Raw genomic sequence first — 13,580 nt, 5'->3', positions numbered from 1 at the left:
AAAATTCACCGCAAAGCGGCCTGTATACGTACATATTCTTCACTGTTTAGCCGAAAAGGTTGGACTGCTTAGCGATGTAACCCAGTGGATTCTTCTGCTTCTCGATCAATCCTTCGTCGACGAGACGCTGTAGCCACGCCTTGGCCTGCGCGTTTGAGATGTCCAGCGCGGCGGCCACTTCGACGTCTTTCATCGGTGCATTCAAGAGCTGCTGAATAACAGGGCGCACAGCGGCGAAGAGCATTTCAGCAGGGGTCGATTCCGGCTGCGGAGATCCCTTAGCCTCTTCCATCGGTGCCACGCACTCTGGTTTGACTGGCGGCAGCTCTTCCGAGGTCGCAACTGCTAATTGCACATCGGAAATAACGTCTAAAGATGCCGTTGGCTTGGAGTCAGTTGGCGATGGCCCATCGTTCGAAAACAGCGCAAAACCAACCTGTGTGGCGGCCGCCTGTGTCGGCATCACTACGTTGAACACCGCTTCGAACGAATCCACGTCTTGCGGGTTCGGCCAGAGACGCGCGCCTTTCTTTCGCAAACCTTCCAGCCCCACAGAAGAGTCGCTCGTCGGTCGAACGAAGACAGGGACGAACTTGAGCTTGTCGAGCTGCTCGACTGCGCCCGCCCAAGTACCACCTTTGTTAAAGTCGGCACTCACTACGAGGGACGTATCGGCCAATGCGTAAATCAGCTTGTTCCGCTGCATGGCATGACCGACGTTGAACCCGGCATTCGGGTCGTAGGGCGAAACCAGCACTAGCTGGCCATCAAGCAACAGATTGCGGTGCTCGCGGTTCATGGTGGTCTTTTCGAGGCTGTCAGCCAGAACACCACAAACCTTTCCACCTGCCTCCAAGGCCCCGCGCATCGCGGCTTGATCGATACCTTTGGCACCGCCTGAGACAAGCGCTCTCCCTGCTTGAGCAGCGAGCCGACCAACTGCCATCGTGTAGTTGATCAGAGATTCGTCCACATGACGCGACCCGACGACAGCAAGCCCACCAGATTCAAGCAAACTCATGTCACCACAGCCGTAGAGTACAGCTGGCGAGTCTTCGCGAAGACGTGCCTTCAAGCGACGCGGATACTCGGCGTCGGCACGGCTAACCACCCAAATGGCACGTGCCTGCCAGTGCTCAACCACTTGGCTCAGCAGGAATCCGCGTCCCAACAACCGCTGCAAACGGCTTTCGTCAATCACCGGCTGGCAGGCACGCAGGATCTCAGCCGCGCCTGACGAGATGAGATCGGATGGTTGCCGTTGGATTTCGCGCAAATGACGTGCGAGGCGTTTGTATTCCCCGGGCGAGAGTAGATCGGATGACGCGGTTCCGCGCCCGGCAATGAGCGGCGCAGTCAGTAGCAGGATCGCCTGCGTGTTGGGTGATAGGACCGGCGTCATTCGTCGTGCCCCGTCTGTGAAAGGGCCATCGGCCAAACCGCGCCACTACCGTTCTTGAGCAGTAGCCACGCAGACACCGTCAGCGTCCAGCGCGAATCGACCATGTCATCAACCAAGAGGACCGGGCCAGGAGGGATGATCTGGCCGTTAAGTGCGAGCGAGCCATCAATGTTACGCGCCTGTTGTGTACTGTTTGCCATCGTTTTCTGTTCGGGCCTTGCGTCTGTTTTCGTGATGACCATGTGAAACGGCAGACCCAGTGCAGCAGCCAAGCGTTGCGTGAAATCGGGTACCAAACCAGGATGCCGAAGCGAAGGAACGCAGGTCACCCAGGTCGGGGTCGGTTGCGGACTCCAGTCGCGGATCATCTTCACGCAAGCAGTAACTAGGTCGTCGGAAAAACGGCCATCGTGGTACTTACCTTGCCGAACCAGCCCGCCCCAACCAGCATCCCCCCAAACGCATAGCGCTTTGCCGGATTCGGCCTGATGGGCGGGAGCAATGAATCCCTTAACGCCGTACTGGGGCATCCCGCCGTCCGGCCATTTCTTGCGCGGATCAATGGGCAAGCTGGTTCGACGAAGAAACGAAACGGCAGCTTTGACCAGCTCGGTATCCACAGTTGTAGGCAATGGCGGTAAGGCAGGTTCCGTTACAACAGTTGGATCACCGTCGAGTGCGCCGATCAGGAACCCCATGTGATCGCCAAACGGCAGACCAACGTATTCCTGCATCTGCTGGTGTTCGTCACGCCGCAATGCAGTGAGCCGTTCCGCTCGCCCCCAAAAGCTTTCGCTCAAAGTTGCCGCCGTAAGCTGCCACTTACTGCCCTGCTTGGCTATGGGCGCTGGTGCTTCGAGCGAAAGCAGTGCAATCGTCTTCTCAACACGCCCCTTGCTGAGATTGAGTCGGCCTAGCATCTCAGGAACGGACAAACCGTTGGGTTCTTCTTCTAGCGCCTCCAGAACATCGGCCACTTCCTGTCGGGTCGGGAAGGCACTCCGGATAAACCAGTCAGTGATGTCAGACTCTTCCTCACCGCTGAGCAGCACCCCGTAGGCGGAGTCCAGTGCACGTCCCGCACGACCGACCTGCTGGTAGTAGGCGACCACCGAACCCGGCATCTGGTAGTGGATGACAAATGCCAGGTCGGGCTTGTCATACCCCATCCCCAAAGCCGTCGTGGCAACCAGCGCTTTGACCTGGTTGTTGAGTAGCGCCTGCTCAAGCTGCTCTCGGCGATCACCGGTCTCACCAGTGTAGGCCTCTACGTTGAAGCCCTGGGTCTTCAGCCATTCAGCCACTTGATTGGCGTCACGCACCGTCAGCGTGTAGATGATGCCGTGACCTTGCAACGTGGCGAGTTGCTCCGCCAGCCATGCAAGGCGTTCGGCTTGGCTGGGTAAGCGGATGGTCTGTAAAGAAAGCGAGGTGCGATTAAGATCACCCCGAGACACATCGATCTTGGGCCCGAGCACCGCAGCGAGATCTTCCATGACCCTATTGTTCGCCGTAGCCGTCGTAGCAAGGAGTCGAAGATTGGGCGGCAGCGTCTTAACGATACGCTCCAGCAGCCGGTAGTGAGGACGGAAGTCGTGCCCCCAATCGGAAATGCAGTGCGCTTCGTCGATGACCAACATTGAAATCTGTGCGGCGATACCCGCCAATACCTGGGTGCGGAAGCGCTCGTTTGCCAGGCGCTCGGGCGAGATCAACAGAATGTCGATTTCCCCCCTGGACAGTTTGCCCTCGACTGCCGTCCAGTCATCCATGTTGTCGGAGTTGATCGTGGCGGCGCGAACGCCCATTCGCTCCGCCGCAGTGATTTGGTTTCGCATCAGCGCCAGCAGCGGCGAGATCAACAACGCAGGCCCAGCACCGGCCTCGCGCAGCAGCGCGGTCGCGATAAAGTAGACAAAACTCTTACCCCATCCTGTCTTCTGCACGACCAACAAGCGGCCTTTGCCTTCGGCGATGTGGCGAATAGCATCTTCCTGGCCATCGCGGAAAGTAGCATCAGCACGCCCGGAGCCGATCCGAAGAAGTTCCAGCGCGCGTTTTGGATCGTAGGCCACGTTATTGCACTCCTTTATTCTTATCGGGCAAGCGGTAGCCCGGGGCCAATACCGCGTTCTTGACGCCGTAGAGCGCCAGATGGTCTTTCAGCCACAATCTGTATTCGTCACCACGCAAGCTGTGGTCGGATGAACAGTCAACGCTCCACTGGCGCAAGATGTAACCGGCGGTGGCAGCGCGCAGTTTCATTCGCAGTGAGCCGTCAACCATCCCGTAATCCATCTGCGTGATTTCGGGGCTTGACTGATCGGGGTGCGGCACTATTTCCAGCTCGACGATTCGAGTCCATTGAATGTCCTGGTCACTGCGTTCATGGAGCTGAACACATTCCCCTTTCATCAAGGTCGGCCGTTTGATCCGGGTAACGACGAAGTCCCGGAACTCCTGCGACTTACGGTCGTAGGCGCGGACATGCCAGCGCAGGCCATTGTCGATCAGCGCAAACGGTACGATTTCCCGCTCGGTGCAACCACTGGAGATGGAGTGGTACTCGATGCCCAGGGGGCACTCCTGATGGATTGCCCTAGTCACACTCGCCAGCACATCCAGATCCGGGTGTGTGAAACGTAACGGGCTCTCACTCGAAACCGACGCTTTGAGGCGCATTGGCTCACCGTCGCCAAAGCCCTGGGTTAGCCACGAAAGTACCCGCGCCGGGAGAAAGTCGAAGACCGGCTGAAAGTCCGGCCCAAGGACGTAAGACTTGCCCTTGGCGTCGTAGTCGATATTGCCTGGGGCCAACTCTTTATACAGCGCCAGATCCCTTGATGCGGCGGCGGATTGGATGCCAAACCGCACCACCAGGTCCTGGCGGCGTATCTCGCCAATAAAACGGACGCGCAACTCTACGAACGCGAGACGATCACGTTGTGGCTGAGTTAGATCTGAAAGCTGCTGGTTCGACATCTGACGGGCTCGTTCGGGGTTAGCGTATGCGCTTCCGGGAATTTGTAGATGCATAATACCTACAAAAATACGAAGACAATATCACTATGATGAGCGAATCATGATCACCATGATAACCATGCACCGCCGACAGTTCCTGATAACTCACCACTCGGCGACCACTAACAGACGGCAATACCAGCTATCCCCTACTGGTATCGAATCCACGCTGACGACCACCGTACGACTTCGTAGCCGCCTTGCAGAGGTAGCTGGCACGATGGAATAGCGCTGGTAACTCGTCAGAATCGCCTGGACAGACATTCCGGTCTATTCGGTATTCAGCATTCCCAGGGATATGGACCAACCCTCTCACTTCGTCCACTGACAGCCTCAGAGCACTGGCCCAGGCCTCTTCCAGGCGGCTGATATTATTGGCCCTCTCAGAACGTAGCCGACCCAACGTGTAGAAGGAATCACGGTTAAGCAGGATCAGCAGATGGTAGTGCGGTCGTCGCCCCTCCCCTAACTCCCTAGCCCAGACGTATCGAACCTTGCAGTCATGGGCATACTGGTTCCGATCACGAGCCTTCTCACGGTTGTGCTCAATCTTCGCCTTGAAAGATTCGATGAACCTACTGATGACCTGATTCGTGTAGGTGCACTCAGACAGATCGATACCCTGCGGCAGCCGAAGATCAGCTCTAAAGGCCAGCACTCTCGGGTATTGAGCCAGTGCCAAGCCTATGGTGCGCTTGAGAGAGGAAATGTACTGGAGGATGAAGGGGCCGGCCTCGATCATCGTTGGCAGGCCCTCGTAGATGGGTTCGTAGTACAGGTGGAGGTTGGAGTTATCTGGATGTCGACGCATGGGTTACTACTCCTCGGGCTGAGTTTCATAAGCTGCGTCTGGTGAGTACTTTTTAACCGTTACCTCTCCATGATTTTCTTGCCTGATCCCTCTATTGAGTAGATAGGTCGGTGCTCGGCTGTGTATCAGTTGGCTAGGTGGGAACCGTACAGGTGATAGCCCATCAGGTAAATGCATAGCTCCATGTCACAAACCTCCCAACCCTACGGGTAATAAGTACTATTAAAAGCATAATACCCGCACCGAGAATGGCTCTCTCGACCGGCTCGGGAAACCAATCCCGAATGCTCAAGCCACACCGGCTTTTTTGGACTTAGCCTCACTCCGGAAACAAATCATCGTTCAGAAGCTCTGCCCCCAAGAAAGCTTGCCTCCCAAGAGACCGAGCAATGTGGAGCAGCATCGCTCGACCTAGCGGAAGCCCCCTTGTTTGGTCCATGGGCACCAATGGACCAACCCGACATAAACGCCATGACCAGCCGCAGCCAATCATGGCGCTATGATTAGTTTCTAGCTGGCCATACTCAGACGGCCAGATCGGGCTGAAGCACTCTCAGCTAGGTCGCGCTCTTCAATCCTTGCCAGGATCCAGTCGTGCACCTCGCTTTCCACCCATCCAACGCATCGATCTCCCAGAGAGACCGGCTTCGGAAAGGTGTCCAGGGTAATGAATTTGTAGATGGTCGACCGTGCCAGACCGGTCGAGTCGATGACTTCTTTTAGACGAATGATCCTCATGAGCAGGCTCCTCTATTAGCTCAGAGGATCTGCAGGAGCAGTTAGGAAAAACTTTCTGCCACCCGACAGAACGAGACGCATAGGAGCTCGGCCCTGCTCCCGCACTAGCACCTTGCCCTTCTCAATATTGCATTTGGCCTCGCTGAAGCAACAGCAAGCGCTCGCCATCGATCTCTGCCTGGACTCCCGCAACCAGCTCATGCTGGTTGCATCAGGGCAGAAACTCAAGATTGTCACAACCTTTGCCATCAGTCGCTTATCCAGCGAATGGAGTGTGTGATCGCACGGGTAGATCTTAAAAAGCCATGAACGCCTCGAATACAGGGTGTTTCGCATCACGTAATGTCATCTATAAACAACCTAGAAAACATCTATAAATTGTTATAGATTCATGCTATTAACGATCTATAATCAGACTAGATAGATACTAGGAAAAGGAAATGAGCAGAGGTGAAGGCGCACTCGGTCGGCTTATGAAGATGCCGCCAAGGGAGATAACTTGGCTATGGAATGCACTGTCAAATGACGGGATTGACTTTGACGACTGCCAGCTCAACAGCTTAGTCATGCGCCAGCAGATAGCTGGGCACCTCACCCCTAAGCTCATAGCGGCACTTGAGCATGCCAAGGACACCCAGTTTCTTTCCGAAGACGAATTCCGCGGGGTTGCGAAAGATGGACGGCAGCCGAACTGGCTGGTACGCAAAGCCCTGCAAGTTGTAGGCGAAAGACGACTTCCCCAGCCGCTCACAACATTGCCGATACGGCAGCAAGTAATTGCTATTTTTGATCTGTGGAGCGCCCGCTTAAGCGACAAGAAAATGGCGCTGATCGACCTTGAATATGCGTGGCGAGAGCATCTGCAGCACGACGAACTATTTAGGTGGTTCAAGGAAGAGGACGAGAAATCAAAATGCTTGATGGCATGGGAGTGGATGAAGAAGCACCTGCCTCAACAAACCCGAAATGAGCCCCCTTTCGCAAGCCATAGCGAGCTACTGGAATTTTTCGACCGTCATGACGCGACCCAAGGTGAAAAGGAGCTCTACGTTTTCAAAATCAAACGGAGTTGGAGCACCCGAAAGACGCGAGAGAATTCGCCCAACAAGAAGCAGTACAATTTTGTACTCACCAACGATGTCAACGCCGCCCTCGATAAACTTGCCAAGGAACATAAGCTGTCTAGGACGAAAATCCTCGAACAGCTAATCCTCAACGAGGCAGAGACGGGCTTGCATCTTGGACAGATGCTCCACAAGGCTTAAGTACGGAATCCAGTATTCCAAACGGTATTCCAAACAAAAAAACAAACTTATTTTCTACAATAAAATCATGAAGTTATTGGCCCTATTCAGATTACCCCGGCCCACCAAACAAGCTACACAAATCAGGCACTTAGCGTTTATCGCAAGTGCCTTTTTTGTGCCTGAATGGATGGTTTTGGCTCGGTTATGCCAGCTTAATGACAGCATTTGTATTGAGTATGTAGTGCCACAACAAGTCGACCCGACTTGATTGGCACGCTGGGTGTCCCGTTTTTCCAACACGAATCGAGGTCATGCTAATTTTTGCGACCGCGCTTGAAGGTCCGCAGGTAAACGCCCTGCCGTAAGCCTGGGAAGCCCGCAGAGCAATCTGCTTTTACTAAGGCTGAACAAAACGATGCCCGCAACTGAACCTTGCGGCTAAGCGAGCGCATCAATTGGGCTTTGAGGTACGCGTACAGGCGTGCTCTCGATAAGTTTGCCTAACCATGGAGAGTGCCCGGCGCCCATCGCGAACTCCTGGGCAAGCTATTGACTCGACAGGTGGCTTATAGCCATATATTTGCTGCATGCCGCTTGGCTTCGATCTGTGAAGGGAAAATCATGAAATCACTTTTGCTCATTCCGGCGCTGTTTTCACTTGCGGTATCAGCAGCTGAGACACCTACGCCGCCGGGACCAAATCCCATGCAGTTTACAGGACGCGTTTTTACGCTTGCCGCGAACGACCCACTGGGGCAAATCAAACCTCCTGCAAAAATTGGATATACCGCATTGGTTCTGGATGAGCAGAAGACCGTTCGGACCGATATCGGAAATGTAGTCACTGCAGATCGTGTGCAGTTCGCGTTAGACGACGGAGAAAACTTGCCGAATGGAACCAGGGTGACGCTGGATTGTGGCTTCGTCATGGGAGCCGAGACTCATCACCACTTCGAGCCGCTGGTTTGTGGCCAAAGCAAGTTGACTGTATTGCGATAGAAGCCGCTATCCCGCTACTAAAGTTCGGCTTGACCAGGTTGAAGACCTGGGAGTCGGACTGATGTGCCACCGATCTGTGTTCTGTAGCCCGCCACTGCGCGGGCTTCTTGTTTCTGGCGATACCCTGATTTGCTATCGTCGCGACCTCGGATCGCAATGGAAGCAACGAAGAATGGATTCATGGAAGATTATGGCTGCCGCCCTCACGTTATCGATCAGCGCTCATGCCACTGAGCGGTCCGATGATTCCTATGAAAAATCGATGATCATGATAACGCTAGCCCCAACCACGGTCCTTTCCGCAACCACCGGGTTTTCTGAGCTGGCGGCTAAAAATTTCAAACCTGCAAAAGCCGACGCACTTGCGTTCGTCGGTTCAGATGGCGATATTCGCGGCGCTCAGTTTGAGCAAGCAGTGCGGTATTACCGTACGACATACACCCCTCCCTTGATGACCGACCAACAACTGGCCCTGGCGATCGCTACTTCATTCTGATGTAGACCTCCAAACTGTCCACAGCCACAGGCCTCTTGTTTCTCATACCGATTCACCCCACCGTCCAGCGCCACACATCCGCGTCTTGCTCAGGGGATGATGGGCGAAATGAGGGCGCGGCTGAAATCGGTCTGCTGGCCGGCTTCCAGGCACACCGGGCGTTGCGGGTGGTCGAAGCGAATGTCCATGGCGCTGGCGGTGGTCGCGATAGAGATCGCCGATATTCTGGTGTGGATTGTTAGGGAGGTGCATGGGGCTTTTGTTGCTGGAGGTATGAGGCAGATGACCGAAAGATGAGCAACTTTTGTTAAAAATTCACCAGCACAATCTGAACGGAACAGCTCGGCAATAATCACCGAACCGCAAGCAGAAATGCTCCGGCTTTGGATCAAGGCAGCGTTTTTCAACCTCAAACAGCAAGGTTGTTAAAAGCAAGTGTTTACTTCAATCGTTTTCTAAACAAACCGTCTAGTTAGTCTCGTCGATTTATATTAGGCCTTGGTCGAATACCGTCTGTCCGCTTGTACCGGCATTAAACGCCTTGTATGTCAGCGGCATGTACGTACTTGCTCGGCGTAATGAAAAATCTTGCATTGTCTTCAATGTTTGAGCAAAGTTCGCTTAATCCTGATGGATAATGAGCTCATGACATGGATAGTCAATTCAAATACGCTGATTTCGTCCCAGTCGACGAAGGTCATTCAAACGTCTGTTTACAATCTGAACTTGAAACGCAGCTGGGGGAGCTGCAAGGGCTAAGTTATGCCTACTTTGCCGTTCCTCGTAATCGTGAGGCGGCGCCTCTTATTGTTTCAAACTACCCCTTGCCCTGGCTCAAAGCTTATAAGGACGCCAGCTATCATTTGATCGACCCGATCATTCATCACGCGCTTAAAAGTTGTGCGCCCTTTTCCTGGGATGATGCGTTGCAGAGCGCGTCCTGTGAAAAGAGCCGGGAGTTTTTTCGCCGCTCCACTCAACACCGGATCTGCTCCGGCGCCACCTTTATCCTGCATGACCCCTGCGGCCTTTTCAGTTCGTTGAGCCTTTGCAACAAAGGGCCGCAAGCCGATTTTGAGCGACGCATGGCCGACCAGGAAGCGCAGATCCAGATGGCGTTGATCCGCTTTCATCGCCGGCTGCTGAGCCTACGAACGGTCGATGAGTGGTTTGCCAAGCTTCAGAGCGGGCCGCTTTCGGCCAAGGAGATGGCGGTGCTCAAGTGGGTGATGATGGGCAAGTCCTACCGGGAAATCGCGCTGATCTGCGCGATTTCCGAGCGGACGGTAAAATTTCACATGTCCAACATCGCCGGCAAGCTACAGGTCTGCAATGCCAAACAGGCGGTTTATGAGGCTCAGCGCCAAGGCATCCTCTGATTCAGGCACGGACCCGCTCGGGCACATCGAGCGGGCTGTCGCCAGCCTGCAGAGGGCGCGGCCACAGGCTGGCCTGTGCCGCTGACAGGGGTTGCTTGCGCGCAATAGTGGCCAGCAGGCGCTGGCGATTCAGCTCGTTGACCGGCATGTCCAGCAGCAGCACTTTTTCCCCTGGCGAGGCTTCGCCGGTATCCAGTACGTCGTAGTGCCAGCCGGCGTTGCGCACGATCCGCCCCATGGCGTTGCTGACCACGGTGATGATCGACTCCAGGCCCTTGGCCGCGGCGTAGTTGTGCATGCTCAAGAGCAGCATTTCGGTCAGGGGGACCTGGGCCAGGCCGTGGTGGCGTGAGCGGATCTTGTCGACGAAGAAGCGACTGGATTCGGCCATCAGCGCATGTTTTGGCGGCTCGCAGCGGAAAAAATCACGGAACGGCCCTTCGACCATATAGGGGTCCAGGGTGTTGATCAGCCGCAGGCCGGCCAGGGGAATGCCCTCCCAGGTGCCGATCAGGTAGGTGGTGCGCTCGTTGTCGTATTCATCGAACTCGATGCCGTTGTTTACATTGACCTTCCAATTCAGACGGTCGGCGAATACTTCCTTGCGCAGGCCATACAAGTCAGCGACCCAGGCATGGGGCGTCGCACTATAGTCAAGCGTGTAAAAATCGATAGCGTTCATATTATTAACGTTCTTCCATGAATGTAGTACTTAAGTACTAAGTAGAGCGATGGGTGCAGGAGCGCAAGGCATTAACTTCCGCACATCGAAGATAACCCCCAACGACTTTCCTTAGTTTATCAATATCCGTTCAGTAGCGACCTGTACCTTAGTGCAGTTGGCGCCTGCGCACTTTGATTTTAATCACCTATCTGTACCTAGATACAGTTGTCCTGCCCTGGCAATTACGACAACTTATGCCGGGCAGTGGTTAAGCCCGGATGACGCTGCACGCTGAACTTTCAATATTGGACGATTGTTCTAAGTTGCCGTCATCGCTTGTAATTGAAAGTACTCCATCTGCCTCTATCGCCAACTATGCCAATGACAGTCTGAGTGTCTGGATCAGGCTTCTTCATGCTGTGCGGCATTCAAGCCAAAGACATCGAAACAGGGAAGATCATGGAAAAGTCTGCTTCTTCAGAACCGCGCCGGGTCGTGGTAACCGGTTATGGCGCCATCTGCTCGCTTGGCGAGAATGCCGACGCTATCTGGGACGCGATGATGGATTACCAGGTGGGCTACCGTCAGCACACCTTCGATGATCCGAGCATCCACGCCCGTTACTTTGGTTTTATCGATGACTTCGGGCATGCGGCGATGCGTCCGTTTTCGAAGAAAATCTCCAAGATGTTGCCGCTGTTCGCCAAATACAGCCTGGTGGCGACCCATGAGGCGATCCGCATGGCGTTCGGTGATACGCCCCTGGATGAGATCGTCTCGCCCTTCGATCGCGGCGTGATCCTGGGCACCGGTTGGGGCGGCCTGGACACCGCCAACAGCAATAACAACGAATACCGTGCCCACGGCATCTCCACCTCCTTCGCCACGGTCATGTCGATGTGCAATGCGGCCACGGCCGGCATCACCATGAACTGGAACATGCGCGGCATCCAGAACAGCCCGGTGGCGGCCTGTGCCACGGGCACCATCGCCATCGGCGAAGCGTACGAGGCGATTCGCAGCGGCCGCGCCAAGGTGATGATTGCCGGTGGCAGCGAGTCCCTGAAAGAGCAGTTCAACGTGTGGTCGGTGGATGTCATCCAGGCCCTGAGCAAAGAGCAGGAAAACACCCGCCTGGCCTGCTGCCCGTTCAGCAAGGGCCGCAGCGGCTTCGTGCTGTCCGAGGGCGCGGCGGTGCTGTGCCTGGAGGACTACGAGTCGGCCAGGGCCCGGGGCGCGAAGATTCTTGGCGAGATCACCGGCTACGCCAACTATTCGGATGCCTACGACATGACCGCCCCGGCCGAAGACATGCAGGCCCGGGTACGGGTGATCAATGAGGTCTGCAAGCAGGCCGGCGTGCAGGCGGAGCAGATCGACTACATCAACCTGCACGGCACCTCGACCCCGCTCAACGACGTCAACGAAACCCGCTCGATCAAGCTGGCCCTGGGGGACGCCGCGTACGGCATTCCGATGTCCAGCACCAAGTCCTACACCGGCCACCTGATCGGTGCTGCCGGTTCGATGGAAGCGGTGTTCTGCCTCAAGGCCATGGCCCGCGGCACTATCCCGGCGACGATCCACATGGATCAGGCCGACCCCGAGTGCGACCTCAACTACGTGCCCAACGAGCACCTGCATGGGCAGAGCCTGAACAACGTGATGAACCTGAGCTTCGGCTTCGGCGGCGCCAACGCCGGCATCATGCTGCGCAAGGTGGTTTGAGCATGCAGTTGCAATTTGCAGCCGAGCAGATCGAGGCCTGGGCCGGCCTCTCCGGTGATCGCAACCCGATTCACTTCGACCTGGAAGCCGCGCGCCGCATGGACGCCGCCGATGTGGTGGTGCACGGCATGCTCGCGCTGCTGCCGGTCAAGCAGCGCATGGGCCGTGTCAACCCAGTGCTGCCCCAGGACTGGATGCAGTTCAAGGCGCTGCTCAAGACGCCGGTGCTGCGCGACAGCCTGGTCGCCCTGTCGACCCGCGAGCGCAGCGACAGCACTGCGTTCAAGTTGCAGTCGAGCATCGGCAACAGCGAACACATGATCGGCCACGTGCGCATCGTCGACGCGCCGCTCTGGTCCTCCAGCACTGCGGGCTTTCTGCTGGTCAGGGAGGAAGTGACGGCCTGGCTCGCGGAATTTCGCCAGGGCCTGGGCCAGGGTTTCGATGATTGGGTCGCGCTCGATGCGCTGATCTTTTCCCACTTCATTCGCAACCACATGGGGGTGGTCTTCGACTCCCTGTCAGCGCAGTTCCGGCAGCGGGAAAGACCAAACCGGCTTGAGGACCTGTCGGACCTGCTGGTGGTGCAGACCAGCCACCAGATCAACTTCTGCACCTCGCTGCGTTCCCTGGGCGGGTTGCAGACCGATATTCGCTGTGAGATCGGCAACATCAACCTGATCGAAAGCCCCGGCAAGGCCGTGGGCACCCTCGATCTTGGGGTGCATGTCAGCGATCGCCACGTCATGACCATCACCCTCGGGCTGATGGCAAAAACCCTTTAACCCCACCAAGGAGCTGTGCAATGACCACCGTAGAGAAAGTATTTGCCGTTGTTCGTGACCTCATTCTGGAACTCAAGGACGTCGACGAAAACGATGTGACCCTCGATACCCAGATCGAATCGATGGCGTTCGACAGCCTGGATTTCGTCGAGATGCAGCTTGTGGTGCAGAAGAAGATTGGCGTGGCGCTGGATCCCGACTCGTTCGCCAGCCGCCAGATCGCCACGTTGCGCCAGCTGTGCGAATTCGTGGTCGAGGTCAAGGAATCGGCCACCGCACCTGCCTGACCGGCAGATCCACCGTTACCCAT

At 55.9% G+C, this 13,580-nt stretch carries 14 protein-coding genes; 7 read left to right on the top strand and 7 right to left on the bottom strand.

What is annotated here, in order from left to right:
- Positions 1–46: 46 nt before the first annotated feature.
- The 5 genes from MF4836_RS07010 to MF4836_RS06990 form a co-directional block, all read right to left on the bottom strand.
- On the bottom strand, positions 47–1,402 hold the full coding sequence (locus MF4836_RS07010; protein ID WP_078469747.1) for a DNA-processing protein DprA: 1,356 nt from the start codon (positions 1,400–1,402) through the stop codon (positions 47–49).
- The gene (locus MF4836_RS07005; protein ID WP_078469746.1) at positions 1,399–3,477 is read right to left on the bottom strand and encodes a RecQ family ATP-dependent DNA helicase; all 2,079 of its coding nucleotides are present in this window, start codon (positions 3,475–3,477) and stop codon (positions 1,399–1,401) included. The genes MF4836_RS07010 and MF4836_RS07005 overlap by 4 nt, the downstream gene beginning before the upstream one ends.
- 1 nt (position 3,478) lies before the next feature.
- Complete coding sequence (locus MF4836_RS07000) at positions 3,479–4,384, bottom strand: WYL domain-containing protein (protein WP_078469745.1); 906 nt, start codon at positions 4,382–4,384, stop codon at positions 3,479–3,481.
- 181 nt (positions 4,385–4,565) lie between these two features.
- Positions 4,566–5,234 (bottom strand): inovirus Gp2 family protein, encoded by a 669-nt coding sequence (locus MF4836_RS06995; RefSeq protein ID WP_078469744.1) that lies wholly within the window; start codon positions 5,232–5,234, stop codon positions 4,566–4,568.
- 510 nt (positions 5,235–5,744) lie between these two features.
- Entirely contained in the window at positions 5,745–5,972 is a 228-nt protein-coding gene (locus tag MF4836_RS06990; protein WP_078469743.1) for a helix-turn-helix transcriptional regulator, read from the bottom strand.
- 440 nt (positions 5,973–6,412) lie between these two features.
- Here MF4836_RS06990 and MF4836_RS06985 point away from each other — a divergent pair, with 440 nt between their 5' ends.
- The 3 genes from MF4836_RS06985 (at position 6,413) to MF4836_RS06975 (ending at position 8,714) form a co-directional block, all read left to right on the top strand.
- A complete protein-coding gene (locus MF4836_RS06985; RefSeq protein ID WP_153050200.1) occupies positions 6,413–7,237 on the top strand; it encodes a hypothetical protein in 825 nt (274 codons plus the stop codon).
- Positions 7,238–7,840: 603 nt separating this feature from the next.
- Positions 7,841–8,218: a hypothetical protein gene (locus MF4836_RS06980; RefSeq protein WP_153050199.1), complete on the top strand. Its 378-nt coding sequence runs from the start codon at positions 7,841–7,843 to the stop codon at positions 8,216–8,218.
- Between the two features lie 172 nt (positions 8,219–8,390).
- The gene (locus MF4836_RS06975; RefSeq protein ID WP_078469740.1) at positions 8,391–8,714 is read left to right on the top strand and encodes a DUF2388 domain-containing protein; all 324 of its coding nucleotides are present in this window, start codon (positions 8,391–8,393) and stop codon (positions 8,712–8,714) included.
- A gap of 89 nt (positions 8,715–8,803) precedes the next feature.
- Here MF4836_RS06975 and MF4836_RS34890 read toward each other — a convergent pair whose 3' ends face one another.
- Positions 8,804–9,121: a hypothetical protein gene (locus MF4836_RS34890; protein WP_153050198.1), complete on the bottom strand. Its 318-nt coding sequence runs from the start codon at positions 9,119–9,121 to the stop codon at positions 8,804–8,806.
- Positions 9,122–9,364: 243 nt separating this feature from the next.
- Between MF4836_RS34890 and MF4836_RS06970 the strand changes: the two genes are divergently transcribed.
- Positions 9,365–10,093 (top strand): helix-turn-helix transcriptional regulator, encoded by a 729-nt coding sequence (locus MF4836_RS06970; protein WP_178102923.1) that lies wholly within the window; start codon positions 9,365–9,367, stop codon positions 10,091–10,093.
- 1 nt (position 10,094) lies between these two features.
- Here MF4836_RS06970 and MF4836_RS06965 read toward each other — a convergent pair whose 3' ends face one another.
- Positions 10,095–10,775 carry an acyl-homoserine-lactone synthase gene (locus tag MF4836_RS06965; protein WP_078469739.1) on the bottom strand — a complete coding sequence of 227 codons (681 nt, stop codon included), beginning with the start codon at positions 10,773–10,775 and terminating at the stop codon, positions 10,095–10,097.
- A gap of 441 nt (positions 10,776–11,216) precedes the next feature.
- Here MF4836_RS06965 and MF4836_RS06960 point away from each other — a divergent pair, with 441 nt between their 5' ends.
- Genes MF4836_RS06960 through MF4836_RS06950 form a run of 3 tightly spaced genes read left to right on the top strand, consistent with a single transcriptional unit; the run spans position 11,217 to position 13,557 of the window.
- Positions 11,217–12,485 (top strand): beta-ketoacyl-[acyl-carrier-protein] synthase family protein, encoded by a 1,269-nt coding sequence (locus MF4836_RS06960; RefSeq protein WP_178102922.1) that lies wholly within the window; start codon positions 11,217–11,219, stop codon positions 12,483–12,485.
- A gap of 2 nt (positions 12,486–12,487) precedes the next feature.
- Positions 12,488–13,270 carry a MaoC/PaaZ C-terminal domain-containing protein gene (locus MF4836_RS06955; RefSeq protein WP_078469737.1) on the top strand — a complete coding sequence of 261 codons (783 nt, stop codon included), beginning with the start codon at positions 12,488–12,490 and terminating at the stop codon, positions 13,268–13,270.
- Between the two features lie 20 nt (positions 13,271–13,290).
- Entirely contained in the window at positions 13,291–13,557 is a 267-nt protein-coding gene (locus MF4836_RS06950; protein WP_078469736.1) for a phosphopantetheine-binding protein, read from the top strand.
- Positions 13,558–13,580 lie beyond the last annotated feature (23 nt).

The sequence above is a fragment of the Pseudomonas sp. MF4836 genome, assembly GCF_002018875.1.
Classification (GTDB): domain Bacteria; phylum Pseudomonadota; class Gammaproteobacteria; order Pseudomonadales; family Pseudomonadaceae; genus Aquipseudomonas.
The sequence above is the reverse complement of the archived record's forward strand: the minus strand, read 5'-3'. Positions and strand labels throughout refer to the sequence as shown.

Bases quoted from the DNA above. Each gene is read 5' to 3' on its own strand.
- MF4836_RS07000 (WP_078469745.1), bottom strand. From the start codon at position 4,384: ATGTCGAACCAGCAGCTTTCAGATCTAACTCAGCCACAACGTGATCGT.
- MF4836_RS07010 (WP_078469747.1), bottom strand. From the start codon at position 1,402: ATGACGCCGGTCCTATCACCCAACACGCAGGCGATCCTGCTACTGACT.
- MF4836_RS06980 (WP_153050199.1), top strand. From the start codon at position 7,841: ATGAAATCACTTTTGCTCATTCCGGCGCTGTTTTCACTTGCGGTATCA.
- MF4836_RS06995 (WP_078469744.1), bottom strand. From the start codon at position 5,234: ATGCGTCGACATCCAGATAACTCCAACCTCCACCTGTACTACGAACCC.
- MF4836_RS06975 (WP_078469740.1), top strand. From the start codon at position 8,391: ATGGATTCATGGAAGATTATGGCTGCCGCCCTCACGTTATCGATCAGC.
- MF4836_RS06970 (WP_178102923.1), top strand. From the start codon at position 9,365: ATGGATAGTCAATTCAAATACGCTGATTTCGTCCCAGTCGACGAAGGT.
- MF4836_RS06955 (WP_078469737.1), top strand. From the start codon at position 12,488: ATGCAGTTGCAATTTGCAGCCGAGCAGATCGAGGCCTGGGCCGGCCTC.
- MF4836_RS06990 (WP_078469743.1), bottom strand. From the start codon at position 5,972: ATGAGGATCATTCGTCTAAAAGAAGTCATCGACTCGACCGGTCTGGCA.
- MF4836_RS06960 (WP_178102922.1), top strand. From the start codon at position 11,217: ATGGAAAAGTCTGCTTCTTCAGAACCGCGCCGGGTCGTGGTAACCGGT.
- MF4836_RS06965 (WP_078469739.1), bottom strand. From the start codon at position 10,775: ATGAACGCTATCGATTTTTACACGCTTGACTATAGTGCGACGCCCCAT.
- MF4836_RS06950 (WP_078469736.1), top strand. From the start codon at position 13,291: ATGACCACCGTAGAGAAAGTATTTGCCGTTGTTCGTGACCTCATTCTG.
- MF4836_RS06985 (WP_153050200.1), top strand. From the start codon at position 6,413: ATGAGCAGAGGTGAAGGCGCACTCGGTCGGCTTATGAAGATGCCGCCA.